This is a genomic window from Metabacillus indicus, from assembly GCF_046603695.1.
GTDB lineage: Bacteria > Bacillota > Bacilli > Bacillales > Bacillaceae > Bacillus_P > Bacillus_P indicus.
Map to the genome: position 1 here is coordinate 1,137,597 of NZ_CP176757.1, position 15,162 is coordinate 1,152,758.

General features: G+C 43.8%; 18 protein-coding genes. 14 read left to right on the plus strand and 4 right to left on the minus strand.

Annotated features, from left to right (window positions below; translation table 11 throughout):
- Nucleotides 1-39: 39 nt before the first annotated feature.
- Nucleotides 40-381 carry a general stress protein gene (locus ACK1LH_RS05720; RefSeq protein ID WP_282034881.1) on the minus strand — a complete coding sequence of 114 codons (342 nt, stop codon included), beginning with the start codon at nucleotides 379-381 and terminating at the stop codon, nucleotides 40-42.
- Between the two features lie 168 nt (nucleotides 382-549).
- On the opposite strand from ACK1LH_RS05720, the gene ACK1LH_RS05725 reads away from it, so the two are divergent.
- From ACK1LH_RS05725 to ACK1LH_RS05740, 4 genes are all read left to right on the plus strand, one after another.
- The gene (locus ACK1LH_RS05725) at nucleotides 550-1,266 is read left to right on the plus strand and encodes a YebC/PmpR family DNA-binding transcriptional regulator (RefSeq protein WP_411334693.1); all 717 of its coding nucleotides are present in this window, start codon (nucleotides 550-552) and stop codon (nucleotides 1,264-1,266) included.
- A gap of 136 nt (nucleotides 1,267-1,402) precedes the next feature.
- Nucleotides 1,403-2,749, plus strand: a complete 1,347-nt coding sequence (locus ACK1LH_RS05730) for a copper amine oxidase (RefSeq protein WP_411334694.1) — start codon at nucleotides 1,403-1,405, stop codon at nucleotides 2,747-2,749.
- Nucleotides 2,750-2,872: 123 nt separating this feature from the next.
- Nucleotides 2,873-3,841: a sortase domain-bontaining protein gene (locus ACK1LH_RS05735; RefSeq protein WP_411334695.1), complete on the plus strand. Its 969-nt coding sequence runs from the start codon at nucleotides 2,873-2,875 to the stop codon at nucleotides 3,839-3,841.
- Nucleotides 3,842-3,995: 154 nt separating this feature from the next.
- Nucleotides 3,996-5,462: a phospholipase D family protein gene (locus ACK1LH_RS05740; RefSeq protein ID WP_411334696.1), complete on the plus strand. Its 1,467-nt coding sequence runs from the start codon at nucleotides 3,996-3,998 to the stop codon at nucleotides 5,460-5,462.
- Between the two features lie 649 nt (nucleotides 5,463-6,111).
- Here ACK1LH_RS05740 and ACK1LH_RS05745 read toward each other — a convergent pair.
- Nucleotides 6,112-6,378 carry a YiaA/YiaB family inner membrane protein gene (locus ACK1LH_RS05745; RefSeq protein WP_411334697.1) on the minus strand — a complete coding sequence of 89 codons (267 nt, stop codon included), beginning with the start codon at nucleotides 6,376-6,378 and terminating at the stop codon, nucleotides 6,112-6,114.
- A gap of 121 nt (nucleotides 6,379-6,499) precedes the next feature.
- The gene (locus ACK1LH_RS05750; RefSeq protein WP_051826979.1) at nucleotides 6,500-6,892 is read right to left on the minus strand and encodes a DUF948 domain-containing protein; all 393 of its coding nucleotides are present in this window, start codon (nucleotides 6,890-6,892) and stop codon (nucleotides 6,500-6,502) included.
- A gap of 355 nt (nucleotides 6,893-7,247) precedes the next feature.
- On the opposite strand from ACK1LH_RS05750, the gene ACK1LH_RS05755 reads away from it, so the two are divergent.
- The 4 genes from ACK1LH_RS05755 (at nucleotide 7,248) to ACK1LH_RS05770 (ending at nucleotide 9,276) form a co-directional block, all read left to right on the plus strand.
- Nucleotides 7,248-7,382 (plus strand): FbpB family small basic protein, encoded by a 135-nt coding sequence (locus ACK1LH_RS05755; RefSeq protein WP_203289811.1) that lies wholly within the window; start codon nucleotides 7,248-7,250, stop codon nucleotides 7,380-7,382.
- Between the two features lie 11 nt (nucleotides 7,383-7,393).
- Nucleotides 7,394-7,789, plus strand: coding sequence for a sporulation protein (locus ACK1LH_RS05760; RefSeq protein ID WP_411334698.1), 396 nt, complete (start codon nucleotides 7,394-7,396; stop codon nucleotides 7,787-7,789).
- A 3-nt stretch (nucleotides 7,790-7,792) separates the two neighbouring features.
- Nucleotides 7,793-8,566, plus strand: a complete 774-nt coding sequence (locus ACK1LH_RS05765) for a TerC family protein (protein ID WP_411334699.1) — start codon at nucleotides 7,793-7,795, stop codon at nucleotides 8,564-8,566.
- Nucleotides 8,567-8,688: 122 nt separating this feature from the next.
- Nucleotides 8,689-9,276 (plus strand): YdcF family protein, encoded by a 588-nt coding sequence (locus ACK1LH_RS05770; RefSeq protein ID WP_411334700.1) that lies wholly within the window; start codon nucleotides 8,689-8,691, stop codon nucleotides 9,274-9,276.
- On the opposite strand, the gene ACK1LH_RS05775 is transcribed toward ACK1LH_RS05770, so the two are convergent.
- Nucleotides 9,261-9,464: a hypothetical protein gene (locus tag ACK1LH_RS05775; protein ID WP_411334701.1), complete on the minus strand. Its 204-nt coding sequence runs from the start codon at nucleotides 9,462-9,464 to the stop codon at nucleotides 9,261-9,263. The genes ACK1LH_RS05770 and ACK1LH_RS05775 overlap by 16 nt on opposite strands.
- Before the next feature lie 166 nt (nucleotides 9,465-9,630).
- On the opposite strand from ACK1LH_RS05775, the gene ACK1LH_RS05780 reads away from it, so the two are divergent.
- The 6 genes from ACK1LH_RS05780 (at nucleotide 9,631) to ACK1LH_RS05805 (ending at nucleotide 15,118) form a co-directional block, all read left to right on the plus strand.
- Nucleotides 9,631-10,479, plus strand: coding sequence for a DUF1206 domain-containing protein (locus tag ACK1LH_RS05780; protein ID WP_203289816.1), 849 nt, complete (start codon nucleotides 9,631-9,633; stop codon nucleotides 10,477-10,479).
- 121 nt (nucleotides 10,480-10,600) lie between these two features.
- Nucleotides 10,601-10,939 carry a hypothetical protein gene (locus ACK1LH_RS05785; protein ID WP_411334702.1) on the plus strand — a complete coding sequence of 113 codons (339 nt, stop codon included), beginning with the start codon at nucleotides 10,601-10,603 and terminating at the stop codon, nucleotides 10,937-10,939.
- Between the two features lie 16 nt (nucleotides 10,940-10,955).
- Complete coding sequence (locus tag ACK1LH_RS05790) at nucleotides 10,956-11,333, plus strand: hypothetical protein (protein ID WP_411334703.1); 378 nt, start codon at nucleotides 10,956-10,958, stop codon at nucleotides 11,331-11,333.
- 99 nt (nucleotides 11,334-11,432) lie between these two features.
- On the plus strand, nucleotides 11,433-12,944 hold the full coding sequence (locus ACK1LH_RS05795; RefSeq protein ID WP_411334704.1) for a spore germination protein: 1,512 nt from the start codon (nucleotides 11,433-11,435) through the stop codon (nucleotides 12,942-12,944).
- Between the two features lie 12 nt (nucleotides 12,945-12,956).
- Nucleotides 12,957-14,051 carry a GerAB/ArcD/ProY family transporter gene (locus ACK1LH_RS05800; RefSeq protein ID WP_203289819.1) on the plus strand — a complete coding sequence of 365 codons (1,095 nt, stop codon included), beginning with the start codon at nucleotides 12,957-12,959 and terminating at the stop codon, nucleotides 14,049-14,051.
- Nucleotides 14,048-15,118: a Ger(x)C family spore germination protein gene (locus ACK1LH_RS05805; protein ID WP_411334705.1), complete on the plus strand. Its 1,071-nt coding sequence runs from the start codon at nucleotides 14,048-14,050 to the stop codon at nucleotides 15,116-15,118. Before ACK1LH_RS05800 ends, ACK1LH_RS05805 begins: the two co-directional genes overlap by 4 nt.
- Nucleotides 15,119-15,162 lie beyond the last annotated feature (44 nt).

Consider the following 15,162-nt stretch of genomic DNA (forward strand, 5'->3'; position numbering starts at 1 on the left):
CTCCGGCTGTTATGCCGGAGCTTTTATTGTATTTGAATATCAGAATGTCACTTCATCCTGATTTCTAACAACAAGAAGCGTCTTACCTTTATCAAGTTCTTCTTCAAGCTTTTCGGCCATTTCAGTATCGAATCCGATCTCTTCCATTTTTACGACGAGTTTCTCATCTTTGCTTCTGAACACATTTTTGATGGCTGTTCCGACTCCGGTTACACCTACGCCGATTTTATTGGCGTCTGTTTCTTTGCGGTCGCGTCTGACGTGATCATTATCGTGTGAGAGTATGTAAATATCCTCGTCCCTGATGCCGTCATGGCGCAATCTGTCAATCGATTCCTTCAGCTGTTCATCATCGTGAAAAACTTTGAATTTCGGTTTCATCTTTATCGCCTCCATGGTAAAAAGGTACCCGCTCTATGAAAGATTGAAACAAGGAAACAAGTACTCGAAAAAAACAGGAGGAATTTGCTATAATAGATTGAATGTCAATCATACACGTGCTTGTTTAAACAGGCATTTTTATAAGAATGGAAAGAGAGTGAAAAAATTATGGGCCGTAAATGGAACAATATTAAAGAGAAAAAGGCGTCTAAAGATGCAAATACAAGCCGGATTTACGCAAAATTCGGCCGGGAGATTTATGTAGCTGCCAAGCAGGGCGAGCCAAATCCGGAATCAAACCAGGCACTCCGCATGGTTCTTGAACGTGCAAAAACATACAGCGTTCCAAAAAACATCGTTGACCGTGCGATTGAAAAAGCAAAAGGCGGCTCGGAGGAAAGCTATGACGAGCTTCGTTATGAAGGATTTGGACCAAACGGTTCGATGGTGATTGTTGACGCATTGACAAACAACGTCAACCGCACAGCGTCCGATGTCCGTGCTGCATTCGGCAAAAACGGAGGCAACATGGGGGTTAACGGATCTGTCGCATACATGTTTGATGCAACTGCCGTTATCGGTGTTGAAGGCAAGAACGAAGAGGAAGTTCTTGAACTTTTGATGGAAGCAGACCTTGATGTGCGGGACATTCTTGAAGAAGAAGATTCTGTCATTGTCTATGCTGAACCGGAGCAATTTCATGCCGTTCAGGAAGCATTTAAAAATGCCGGTGTTACAGATTTTACAGTAGCTGAACTTACGATGCTTGCTCAAAATGACGTTGAGCTCCCTGAAGATGCACAGGCACAATTTGAAAAAATGATTGATGCCCTGGAAGATTTAGAGGATGTTCAGCAGGTCTATCATAACGTTGACCTGGGATAATAGATGAAAACAGGCGGATGATCCGTCTGTTTTTTTATACCCAGATAAAAAATTAATAAAAAAGTGATCCATTTAAAAAATCCTGTCGTTTCCTGTATAAGAAATTCAATAAATAAACGACAGGGAGCGTGTAATCATGAAAATCAGAAAATTGTTAGCACCTGCACTTGGCTTATCCTTACTTGTACCAGCTTTTGGAACGGCCGTCCAGGCAGAAGAAATGAAGCCGACAGTCAACACACCGGCAGCGCAGCTCAGAGCAGATCTTGACTATCTATTGTCGGAGCATTTTGTTTTAGCAGTAACAGCCATGACAAAATCCTATGATGGAGCAAAAGATGCAGAGGCAGCGAATAAAGCTCTAGATCAGAACGCAGCTGACATGACTCCTGCCATTGCATCCGTTTACGGGGAAGAAGGCGCAGCAGAGTTTGAACGTATTTTCCGTGAACACAATAATTACACAGCAGATCTTGTAAATGCCGCAAAAGAAAAAGATGAAAAAGCCCGTGCAGAGGCAGAAAAAGAAGTGGCTGCATTCGTTGAAGAATTTTCAACCTTCCTTGGAACCGCAACAGAAGGCAAGCTTCCTAAAGAAGCGGCAGAAGAAGCAGTAAAAGTTCACGAAGCACAGGTACTTGAAGTTTTTGATAACTACGTAGAAGGCGACTACAAGGAAGCGAATGAAACATTCCGAGAAGGATATAAACATATGTATGTGATCAGTGACGCATTAGCGGGGGCCATCACGACTCAAATGCCTGAAAAATTCGAAAATACAAAATCTGATACACCTGCAGCAGACCTTCGTTCAACGCTAAACAGCCTTGCAGCCGAACACTTTGCACTGGCAGCAACAGGCATGCAAAAAGGCTACGACCAAAAAGAGGATTATGATTTTGTCAGCTGGGCAGAGGATGCCAACACAGCAGACTTTAAAGCAGCCATCGGCTCTGTATATGGAGAAGAGGGTGCCGCACAGTTTGAAAAAGTGTGGCAGGGCAACCACATCAATGCACAGGCTGAAATTGCAGCAGCCACTCTTGAAGGAAACGATGCGAAAATAAATGAAGCAAAAGCAAAGCTTGACCAGTTTGCAATGGACTTTGGCGCATTCCTTGGTGCTGCAACGGGTGAAAACCTTCCTGCCAAAGACGCCGAAGCTGCCATTAAGCAGCACGAAGCCCTTGTAACACAAACGTTTGACCAGTATGTTGCCGGCGACTACGATGCAGCTTACCAGTCATTCCGCGAAGGGTACAAGTTCATGTTTGGTGTAGGCCAGTCTCTTGGAAATGCCATCGTTACGCAAATGCCTGATAAGTTCGAAGCCTCAGCTATGCCTGAAGATATGCCGAAAACAGGACTAGGCGGGACAAGTGAAACATTGCCTGCTTCTGCGATCGTATTCAGCGGATTAGGCTCGCTCTTAGCTATAGCAGCTCTGGTACTTTTCAGAAGAAAAACGGCTGAACAGCGGTAATTGCTGATAAAAGAAGTTCGGTTTTGAACACATGAAAGAGATAGGATCAGCTGCACGTGCACTGATCCTTCCCCTCTTTTTTATTAGGACAAATCGATGTTTAAAAACGGGGTGCATGGAACTATGAAAAAAATCATCTTACTTGGCATAAGCAGCGTCATTTGTTTTATCCTCGCTGGCTACAGCTACGGGCTTTTCCCGTCTCAATCATCCTCTACCGAAATACCCCCTCAAAAAAAAGAGCAGACGGCTGTGCAGACTGAAAATGCTTCCGACGGGTCTGATCAATCGCTGAATGAGTTTACTTTATTAAAATCCGAAGTGAAAAAACTGGTCGAAGCCCAGAAGCGAGAATCTGCCCAAATGAAAGGCATTGTTCCTGCATCAGTTGAAATCCCTTCGATTAATGTGAATGCCACGATAGAACAGGTCGGGATCCTTGATAACGGTCAGATGGGAGTTCCTGAAGATATAAATAATGTCGGATGGTTTGAACCCGGAGTTAAGCCCGGCAGCAGAGGAAGTGCGGTTCTTGCAGGCCATGTTGACAGCAAAACAGGCCCTGCCATCTTTTTTGATCTGAAAAAAGTAAAACAGGGTGACGAAATCATCGTAAAGGATCAAAACGGAACAGCGCTTACGTTTATCGTAACAAAGCAGGAAAGCTACGGCCGTTCATCAGCTCCAATCGATGAAATTTTCCAGACGTCAGAAGGACAGAATTTAAATCTGATTACTTGTTCAGGAACGTTTGACCGCTCTGCAGGAACGCATGAGGAACGACTTGTCGTGTTTGCAGAATTAAAAAAGGAAAAGAAAACGGCAAAGGATTCGCCTCCCCCTGCCCCTGAAACTGTAGAAGTGAATGGTACATTTGTAACGTGGCATGCTGTCCGTAAAGACACGGTTGCAGGCTACAGAGTATACAGAGGAGACAAAAATGGGGAAAATTTCGAGCAGGTTGCGAGCATTTCTGCTCTTGAAAGAAAGAGCTATACGGATGAAGCTGCAGCAGAGCATACTTATTATGTGACAACTGTTGATGCCTTTGGTCAGGAATCAGAGCCTTCTGATACCGTTTCAGTAAAATAGAGAAAATAACCCAGCCTGTTATTCAGGCTGGGTTATTTTGTGAATGTTGGAAAAAATGAAACTTTTCACCTAATGAAACGTTACATATAATAGGTCTGTTTATTTACTGTCATCATCATGCAGTTCCAATCGACTTATGTAAGGAGCGTTTTTTATGGCCAACACAGTCATACAAGAAAAAACAAGCGTGAAAAAGAAACGGAAGAGGAAGGTTTTTCTCGGCGTTCTGCTGCTTTTCGCCCTTTTGGGTTCCGGCACAGCCGTCTATCATTATACAAAACCTCTCCCGGAAGGCATCTCCCACGAAGGTGAAATTCACGCGGGACAGGTGGAATTCCTGTACGATCTGACGTATGAAAACGGAGAAGATGTGACTCATAATCAGGTCATTTTTGACAGGATTGAAGATACCATTGAGGAGGCTGACCAGTTTATCATGATGGATATGTTCTTGTTTAACGATGAATACGACCGTTCTGCAAGCTATCCAGCCCTGTCCCGCAGCCTTAAAGACGCTTTAATTGAAAAGAAACAGAAGGATAAAGAAGTCAAGATAACGGTGATTACCGACCGCATTAATACCTTTTATGGATCATACCCGTCACAGATTGCAGAAGAGCTGAAAGATAACGGCATTGAAGTTGTCTTTACGGATTTAAAGCCACTCAGGGATTCGAATCCGTTTTTCTCCGGGGGCCACAGGACGTTTCTGCAGTGGTTTGGTACCGGAGGGAGCGGCTGGATTCCGAATGCGTTCAGTCCTGATTCTCCTGATGTCACACTCAGGTCCTATCTGGACTTATTAAATTTTAAAGCAAATCACAGAAAAGTCATTGTGTCTGAAAAAGAAGGAATCGTGACGTCCGCCAATCCCCACGACGGCAGCTCGCTCCATTCGAATATTGCGTTTGCTGTAAAGGGAGAGATCCTGAGGGAACTCGTTGAAACGGAAAAAGCGGTTGCTTCCTTGTCGGGAACAGATGTAAAAATGGATGAGAGCACTGTTGTATTTGCACAGGCGGAGTCGGGCGATTATGATGTTCAGCTTTTAACCGAAGGGAAAATCAAGAAACACTTAGTAAACGAAATGAAGCAGACCGGAAAAGACGAAAAGATTAAGGTAGGGGCCTTTTATTTATCTGACCGCGATATCATTAAGGAGCTCCTGGCCGCTTCAGAAAGAGGAGCAGAGGTCAGACTGATCCTTGATGCAAACAAAGACGCCTTTGGCCGGGAGAAGAACGGTGTTCCAAACAGGCCTGCTGCACATGAGCTGGTTTCAAAATCTGATGGAAACATCCAGGTGCGGTGGTATAAAACAAACGGCGAACAGTATCATACGAAGCTGATGTTCTTTGAGGGTGAGGAAGAGGATACGGTTATTGGCGGATCAGCCAATTTCACGAAACGCAATCTCGGGGACTTTAACCTTGAGACAGACCTGAAAATTACCGGCCCTTCCAATACTGGAATGATGGCAGAAATGGAAGAGTATTTTGATGAGCTCTGGTCAAACCAGTCAGGAACATACACAGAGGATTACGAGGTATTTGCAGATGATTCACTCATTCTGACATTCATGTACCGCTTTCAGGAATGGAGCGGGATTTCAAGTTTTTGATGGGAAACGGCAGCTTAGTGCTGCTGTTTTTTTTGTGCCTATAAAAGTAGCTTGGACAAAACATATCAATAAATTGAGGTTCAATAAAAAAACGGAAAAATGACGCCACAAATGAGCATCCAATTATGGTGAAAGTGGCGGCACTACGCTGAATGACGCCACAAATGCCCATCCTAATAAGGTGAAAGTGGCAGCACTACTCCGAAAGACGCCACAAACGAACATCCAATTAAGGTGAAAGTGGCAGCACTACGCTGAATGACGCCAAAACGAGCATCCAATTAAGGTGAAAGTGGCAGCACTACGCCGAATGACGCCACAATCGACCATTCGAATAAGGTGAAAGTGGCAGCACTACGCCGAATGACGCCACAACCGACCATCCAAATAAGGTGAAAGTGGCAGAACTACACCTTAAGGTAAAAGTGGCAGCAGTACGCCGAATGACGCCAGACAGCGAGTTGGGATCTTAACACAAAAAAACCGGACGAGCTATAGCCCTAGTCCGGTTCTTGCAAAGTTGCCACCGTCCAGCTGCAGCGCCTAGATCCTCCGTCAGAACAAATCCGAGGGAAAAGTCAAGTTCGGGCTTTTCCCTCGGATTCTTTTCTGCCTGTCGGATCTGAGCAAGGCGCTTCCGCTTTTGTTATTATGAATCCATCGATTTTCCCAGACTCTGCTTGCGCTCCTGCTCTGCAATCAATTCATCGTCTTCGGCATTGTCGCGTGTAACTTTCTGCGTTAGGATCGCTCCAACGGCAACGAGCATCATGACAGCGATGTAGTAGCCTTTTTCATTCAGCTGAAGGTTATCGGCATTGTAAAGTCCGAGACAAAACAGCGCGACTCCGGCAAAGAATGTAAAGTAAGCAAGGAATGTAAAGGCCGGTGTATTTCTTCTTCGGTATTTTTGCATGGCAGATCGCCTCCTTTTAATAGGTAATATGGCAGTAATGACTCTGATATCATACCATAATTTCCCTAAAGTGAAACGTGTTATTTGTCATATTTACAGTTTCATTGTGGAGGAGGTGAACCTATTTAACATTTATATTGAGAGGTCCTTTGATCCGCACGGGAGGTTCATTGACCGAGATCTCTGTCCGCTGCTGGCGTTTGGCTCCGAAGACAGCTCCGACCTGCTTGATGGATGATGTGACGTTGTGGAGCATTTCACCGACATCATGTGCAGATTCAAGGAGCGGATCGACATTACGGATTTTGCCTTTGACATCTGATGTTAATTGATTTGCTGTATGGATCAGCTGCTCGGCTTCCTCTGACAGCCCGTTTACTGCGTTTCTGACTTCTGCAAGCGTCTTGTTCGTCTCATCCAGCGTAACCATCCCTTTTTTTAACGTTCCGATCAGATGGACAGCAAGACAGATGAACGCACCCGAAGCGCCTGCAACACTTAATTTGATTAACATGTTTTCCCTCCTTTTTATATCAATCTATGTTTTCTTTTTAACGGAAATGCCTTTGGCGGACAACCGCCTAATTATTATAAAATTTAGATTAGTTGTTGACATCTTTGCCGGTTTCTTATAGAATAGCAGTATACAAATCGAATAAATGAACCTCCTAAAGGGGAGTAGCTTTTACAATAGAGTCGTCACTTCGAAGCAGCGATGCTTCCGGCCCTATTGGCAACCATGACGTTGTTAGCAAGACCTTTACCTATTACCGGTAAAGGTCTTTATTGTTTTCAGAACAAAAAACCTTTGCCGAACGCAGGCAAAGGTTTTTTTTATTCGAAATTTCTTAAATGAGGTGTGAGAACGAATGAAAAAGATCCGATGGTCCATTGAAAAATTAACCCGTGAAAACAAAGAAGAGCTTCTGAGAGACAAAAGCCGGCTAGAAAAAATTGAACAGCGCATTGATGACAAGTACACCAAAAAAATAGGAATGAAATAGGAGGAATGAAGATGATTCTAAGAAAATATATGTCTATTCTAGGTATTGGTTCTGCTCAAATTGATTTGATCTTAACTAAGGAAGAGTTTAATCCCGGTGAGTGTATAAAAGGTTATTTTTTAATAAAAGGCGGTGTGATTGAGCAGCAGCTGAAGCGGATTGACTGTGACTTGGTTGCGGCCGATCTGTCTGCAGGCAGTGAGAATGTACTTGAAACGGCCAACATTCTAACTTCAAAGCAAATTCAGTCAGATGAACAGAACCGGATTGATTTCGTGTTCAGGCTTCCTCAAAATCTTACGGAATCAAATGAGGAGAGGTCGTATTTCTTTAATACGAGGCTTGTGTTTGATGAAGGTGTCATCAGCAAAGATCAAGACTTTATCACAGTTGTAAAGGGGGACTAACAGATGGAATTAACAATGCTGATGGAATATGGATGGGTACTGCTGCTTTTGATTGCGATTGAAGGGCTGCTTGCTGCAGATAATGCGCTTGTACTTGCGATTATGGTCAAACACCTGCCGGAAGAGCAGCGGAAAAAGGCTCTTTTCTATGGACTCGCAGGTGCCTTTGTTTTCAGGTTCGGATCCTTGTTTGCAATCTCCTTCCTGGTTGATGTCTGGCAGGTTCAGGCAATCGGGGCTCTTTACTTGCTGTTTATCGCAGCAAACCATATCTTAAGAAAGCTTGTTTTTAAAAAGCAGGAGAAAGATGAAGATCCAAATAAGAAAAAATCAGGATTCTGGGCTACTGTACTGAAGATCGAGCTTGCAGATATCGCATTTGCTGTAGATTCCATTTTGGCTGCTGTCGCACTCGCAGTCACGCTTCCAAATACGAACCTTCCTCCAATCGGCGGTCTTGATGGAGGGAAATTCCTCGTCATCTTTGCAGGGGGTATTATCGGCCTTGTTATTATGAGATTTGCGGCAAACTTCTTTGTCGACCTGCTTCATAAACGTCCTGGCCTTGAAATTGCAGCCTTCGGAATTGTCGGGTGGGTTGGAGTAAAACTATCCATTTACACCCTGTCGCATCCTGAACTTGCTGTGCTGCCTGAAGGATTTGCAAAATCCCCCGAGTGGAAAATTACATTCTACGCTGTACTCGTCGGAATCGCAGCAGCTGGCTGGTTCTTGTCTAAAGAGAAAAAGGAAGAATCGGCTGAAGTCAGTCAATAGGTTTGAAAAGCATCCATTTCATCATGGATGCTTTTTTTTGCGTATTCTTTAGAATTTCTTTATCTTTTTCCAAAAATTATCATGTATAGTGGAGGTAGATTACATATGAGAAACGGATGGTCATGATGAAAAAATTAATCAAGTACAGTATGATCGGTTTGCTTCTTACAGGATTAATCTACACAGCATTTCTCCATTACAGCATTCATACAGCAGCCTCCGGGCAGCCGGAAGGTGGAGCGGATTACATCATTATCCTCGGTGCGAAAGTAAATGGGACGGTGCCTTCTCTCGCTTTGCAGTACCGGGCGGATGCAGCAGCTGCGTATATGAAGAAGAATCCGGAGACCATTGCCGTCGCATCGGGAGGTCAGGGGCCGGGGGAAGAGATAACAGAAGCCGAGGCAATCAGCAGGATCTTGCGCGGGCATGGTATTGATGAAAAGAGAATTATAAAAGAATCTGCTTCAACGAGCACGATAGAGAACCTGTCTTTTTCAAAGAAAGTACTGCCTGAAAATGCCAAACAGGGACTGATTGCCACAAATGACTTTCATATTTACCGCTCATTGCTTGCAGCAGAACAGCTTGGCCTTGATGTGGAGGGGCTGCCGGCCAAAACTCCGGGTGTCGCCGTTTTGAAATCTTTCTCAAGAGAGTACTTAGCGATAACAAATTACTATGTAAGGGGACGCTATGAGGCAAAATAAAAAGAACCATCTTTTCCGCAGTCCCGGGAATGGTTCTTATGTTTTTCTCTATAAAGCTGTTCTTTTTTCGTTTTCGTCCGTTTTGTGCTCAAATCCTGCAGAGCAAATGGACTTCTGCTGCTTTCGGGATTCCGTTTTCCTTCGCGCTCCATTTTCAGACGCTGTTTTTTTGCTTTAGATAAACTCATGGCATTAACACTCCTGCTATTATTTTTATAAGTATACGGTGAAACAAGTCAATTTGTACAGATGGATTAAACGCTTCTATGTATTTTTTTCCAGCAGGTTTCTTTTCGCCAGCCAATGGGAAATGTATAGTCAGATAACAACGACTGACGTGAGGGAGAGATATATATGGAGTATTCTGCAAAGGCAGAAGCTAAGGCAAAGGCGAATGATGCAGGCGAAGAAACAAAGCCCTGGATCAGGCGGTTCGGACGATTTGGCTATATGGCAAAAGGACTTGTCTATTTTCTGATCGGCGTTCTTGCGCTGCTTGCAGCTCTTGGACTGGGAGGGAAAATGACCGGAACGAGCGGCATGTTTGAAACCGTGGCAGGAAAGCCTTTCGGAGAGATTTTACTGTGGGTGATCGGCATCGGACTGATTGGTTATGTCTTATGGGAACTTATAAAAGCTTTTCTTGATCCGGAGAGAAAAGGAAAAAAGACAAAAGGCATCCTGGTGAGAACCGGCTATGCAGTAAGTGCAGTCGTCTATGGAGCCATCGCTTATAAAGCAATAACAATTGCAATGCACGCAAGCTCAGGCGGAGGCGGGTCTGAAAAAACAATCTCAGCCAAGCTGCTCCAGCAGCCCTTTGGCCAATGGATCATTGGACTGGTTGGAGCCATAATTATCGGATATGGTCTGTATGAACTCTATAACGGCTATACTGAACGATTCATGAACAAGTTCAGAGTAAGCGAAATGAATGAACACGAACGCAAGGTTGCAAGAAAGTCTGGAAAATCAGGCTTAATTGCAAGGGGAATCGTGCTTGCGATGATCGGGTATTTCTTTATTCAAACAGCCATTACAGCAAACCCGGAGCAATCTAAAGGAATTGACGGTGCCTTAGCTGAGCTTGCCTCTAAACCATACGGCGGGTGGATGCTGGGCCTTGCTGCTGCAGGTCTGATGCTTTACGGCATTTATGAGATGATCCGCGGCCGGTATGAGCATATGAGTTTTGGGCGATAAAAAAAGGAGAGAGCTCTCCTTTTTTTGTGCGGAAAAACCGTGAATGTCCCCTGATAAACTGGATAAATACACAATCAAATCACCTTTATGCGGAATAGGTTGCCATAAGGGAGTGATTTGGGTGTCTAAAAAAAATAATCATGACACAAAGGTAAAAGTGAAAGTGATTTTTCTGGATGAAAGTGAAACCGATTCACTTAGCGGAGAACTGGCAGAAGGAAATCTTTCGGATAGTCTTGAAGGCGAGTCAGCAGTAATGGAATTTACGCAAAGTTTGGCTGGTGTAATAGGAGAGGCTGTGGAAGAATCTGTCGAAGCGGCAACAAAACATGTTTCCTGTGAAAATAATAATAAGAAGTACTTTAAGGAAAAATACAAGCACAAATATAAGAGAAAGTACAAAAAGTGCTGTAAAAAAATAGAACATTTCTATTGCCTATGGATCTCTTTACAATTTTGAACTTGGCAGTTTTGCGTTGGATGGAGATCCTGTCAATTTCACAATTGCAGGACCGCTTCGCCATTTAGGTGGAATTCTTGCTGATAATAGCCTGAAAATAAAAAAATCAGGTGTTTACGAAATCAATTTCCTGGCAGATGTCATGGAAAATCCAGTAATTGCCAACTTTGCGTTCTTTAGAAATAACACAATGATTGACTTGTCCAGGTTTTCACTAATGGCGACAGACACAATCCAAACAACAATCGGAAAAACAGTGCACTTGGAACTGGAAAGCGATGATGAAATTACTGTCAGAACGCTGGATTTAACTTCTCCAAACGTAGAATACGTAACACCTGCCGTCCAGATTCTAAATGCAGCGCTGACGGTCAAACTGCTCGATCAACGGTAAATCTGGTCTCCGTCATCTCATATTTTCCAAAAAACAAGGCACCTTAAGAATGTCTTGTTTTTTTATGTTCCTGAAAAAAATTAGAGAGGAGGTCTGGTCATGTTCACTTTTTTTAAGAAAAAGCCGCCGCAGAGAACGTCATCTGACCAAAAACAGGACAGCAGCATGGAAGGCCTGCTGAAAAAGTGCAAGCTTTCTTCAGATTTCACCTCGTACCGCTATTCAGAGGAATGCCCTTACTATATTCATTACTTTAAGACGCTTGTTGATGGAAAAGTGCTGCATGATCACGTTCTTCCTCATATTATCGAAGGGGAAAAAGGCGCAACGCTGTTTGATCTGCAAAAAACGGTTCCAATAGATGATTCGGAAATTATTAACGATGCTGAAAAAGCTCAAGGAAAACTTTTGGCAGGGAATATCGGCATTCAGTGTACGTCAAACATGAATGAACTGCTTTTGATTCCTGCTATAACACTTGAGAAAAGGGCAGTCAGTCTGCCTGAAGTGGAATACAGTGTAGTAGGTCCAAAAGAGGCATTTGTAGAATCACTTGATGCCAACTTGAATTTAATCCGTAAACGGCTTCCGATTCCTGAGTTAATTGCAGAAGAAATCAAGGTAGGCAGACTCTCAAAAACGAGAGTGGCTGTTCTTTACATAAAAGATATTGCGGATGATACAAATGTTCAGACCATTATTCAAAGAATAAGCGATATCGACTATGACAATATTCTGGACAGTTCAGTTGTTGCACAGATTATTTCGGATAACCACCATTCCGTTTTTCCGCAAATGATCGATACGGAAAGGCCGGACCGGGTGGCCGGTGTTCTTTCCGAAGGTAAAATTACGATACTGGTCGACGGTTCACCGCATGCGCTGACCGGTCCGACTACTTTAATTGAATTTTTCTCGGCGTTTGAGGATTACTTTTTGTCGTATCCGATTGCTTCTGCCTTCAGACTTGTCAGGCTGTTTGCCGTCTTTTTCTCTGTTATTTCGACTGCCATGTATGTCGGGGTGCTGACGTATCATTATGAAATGATTCCCCAGAACCTGCTGAATCCGCTTGTTGCTTCAAGAAGCGGAGTGCCGTTTCCGCCGATTTGGGAAGCGATTATTCTGGAACTGACGATTGAGCTTTTGAGGGAAGCGGGAGCAAGACTGCCGACGAAAATCGGACAGACTATCGGTATCGTAGGCGGGATTGTCATTGGGACAGCAGCTGTTCAGGCAGGTCTGACAAGTAATGTTCTGCTAATTATTGTAGCGCTTGCTGCTCTTGCCTCCTTTACTACTCCCGTTTATCAAATGGGCAACGTCATCCGTTTAATCCGTTTTCCTTTCATCTTTTCTGCACAGCTGTTTGGCCTGATGGGGATTGCCTTTTGCTTTGCATACTTTCTTGGCCACCTGTTGAAGCTATCTTCCCTTGGGCGTCCTTATCTTGCACCAGTTTACCCGCTCAGAATGAAGGATCTCAAAGATTCTCTTTTCAGACTGCCGATTTATATGCAAAATACGCGTCCGCTGCAGATGAGAACGGCTTCACCTGTAAGGTTTGAAACGAAAAAACACAAAGAAAAAAAGCCCGACATTGAAGATTAAGGAGGTGCTGTGATGTTTCCGCTGCCGAAAGAGGAAAAAAAAGTCTCGAACTACTTTGTCTTTTATTTAATTCATGCCATGCAGGTGGGGGTTGGGATATTAGGCTTTGAACGCTACATTGCAAAGTCAGCGGGTCACAGCTCCTGGCTTGCCATTATCTTGTCGGGTGTCACAATTCTCGCACTGATCTGGATTTCCTATCAGATCCTGAACAGGGGGAAAAATGATATAACCGCCATCCATCATGACCTCTTCGGTAAATGGATCGGAGGGCTGTTCAGCCTTTATTTTGTTGCCTATTATACGATGTTTGTCATTGTGCTGATCCGTACATACGTGGAGGTCATTCAAGTCTGGGTGTTTCCGGATGTTTATCACTGGGTCTTTGCCGGAATTATCATATTAATTGCCTATTCATACGTGACAGGAGGATTCCGGATTGTAACAGGCATTGCCTTTCTCGGCGTTATTTATGGATTTCCTTTACTTTTTGTGAAGTATTTCCCGATTCGGGAAGCTTACTGGGGGAGCCTGCTGCCGGTCATTGATTTATCGTTTAAGGAACTTCTTAGCGCCACGAAAACGATGACACTGAATTTCCTTGGCTTCGAGGTCCTGTTTATGTTTTATCCCTTTTTAAAAGATCCTCCCAAGTCGCAGAAATGGGCCCATTTTGGCGTCCTGTTCAGCATTTTCATTTATTTGGTCACTGCTCTGGTATCTTTCGCTTATTTCGATCAGGATCAGCTTAAAACAACGATTTGGGCTACATTGACTCTTTGGAAAATAGTCGATTTGACTGTCATTGAACGGTTTGAATACGTAGGAATTTCCATTTGGTTCTTTATTGTCCTTCCGAATATATGCATCGGACTCTGGAGTGCAAGCAGAGGGATGAACCGTGTATTGCCTTTCGTCAAACAAAGATCTGCCCTGATTTTCATTTGCGCTTTAGTGTTTGCTGCCTCCTATTTCCTGAAAGACAGAGGCCAGATCGACTGGCTGAATAACAAGATGTCCCAGTTTGGATTTTACACGATATATGGTTACATACCGATTCTCTTTATTCTGCAGTTAATCATCATGAAAGTGAGGAAACAAATTTGAATGCATTAAAAGCGGCAGGACTTGTTTTTCTCATCCTGATTACCGGGGGCTGCGTGCCTGCTTCAAAAGTTCTCGAAGACGTGCAGCTTATTCAGGCGGTAGGATACGATTATATCGGAGAAGATGAATTCCAGGTAACAGACGGCGCAACCTATACACCTCCGGGCGTTCAGTCAGTCCCGGAAAATGTTGTCCTTACCGCAGTCGGGAAAACAAGCAAAAGCATCAGGCAGAAAATACAGGCTCAGTCCACTAGACCGGTAGAAGTCGGGCGGGTGGGCATCATTATTTTTGATCAGGAAATAGCGAAATACGGAATCGGGCCAATCGTCGATAACCTCCAGCGGGATCCGAATATCGGCAGAGACATCAGCCTTTGTGTTTCTGAAGGGAAAGCCTTTGAGATTCTTTCTGCCGACATTAAGCAGGAAGAATCTGTATCTCAATACGTGACAGATATTGTCTCGCAGAATATGGACCGCACCATCCCGAGCATGAACCTGCATCATTTCCTTTTTCAATACAGGGGAGATGGCTTCGATCCTTTCCTGCCGTTAATAAAAAATAAAAACCAGGCCGTAGAGGTAATTGGAGTCGCGCTTTTAAAGGATGACAAGTTCGCAGGCACACTGGATCTGCAGGAAAGCTATATGATGAAAATCCTATATGAGAAAGCAAACAAGGGAATTATCGAAGTCGATTCACAGAAAAAGAACCCGGTCAGCATTCAGAATCTCTCTTCAAAAGCTAAATTTCATCCACGAAAAGAGCTGACTGGATACACGATGTCCGTGTCAGTCAAAATGGACGGCCGGGTGATGGAAGCCGGAGGGCTTGATTTAACAAGACAGCCAAACATAAAAAAACTTGAAAAGAAAACGGAAAAAATGCTGGAGGAAGAAATGCTTTCTCTGCTAAAAAAACTGCAGGAGCTTGATGTCGACCCTCTTGGAATAAAAGAACAGTTTCGCCAGGAGGGGTACAGGGACTGGAAGAAGCTTGGGCAAAAGGTTCAATTTGACGTGCATGCAGACGTGCGGCTGATCCAGGCAGGAATCATGGAATGAGCGAATAGAATCTATTTCCTGATAGAGAATAGAAAGGTAAAAAA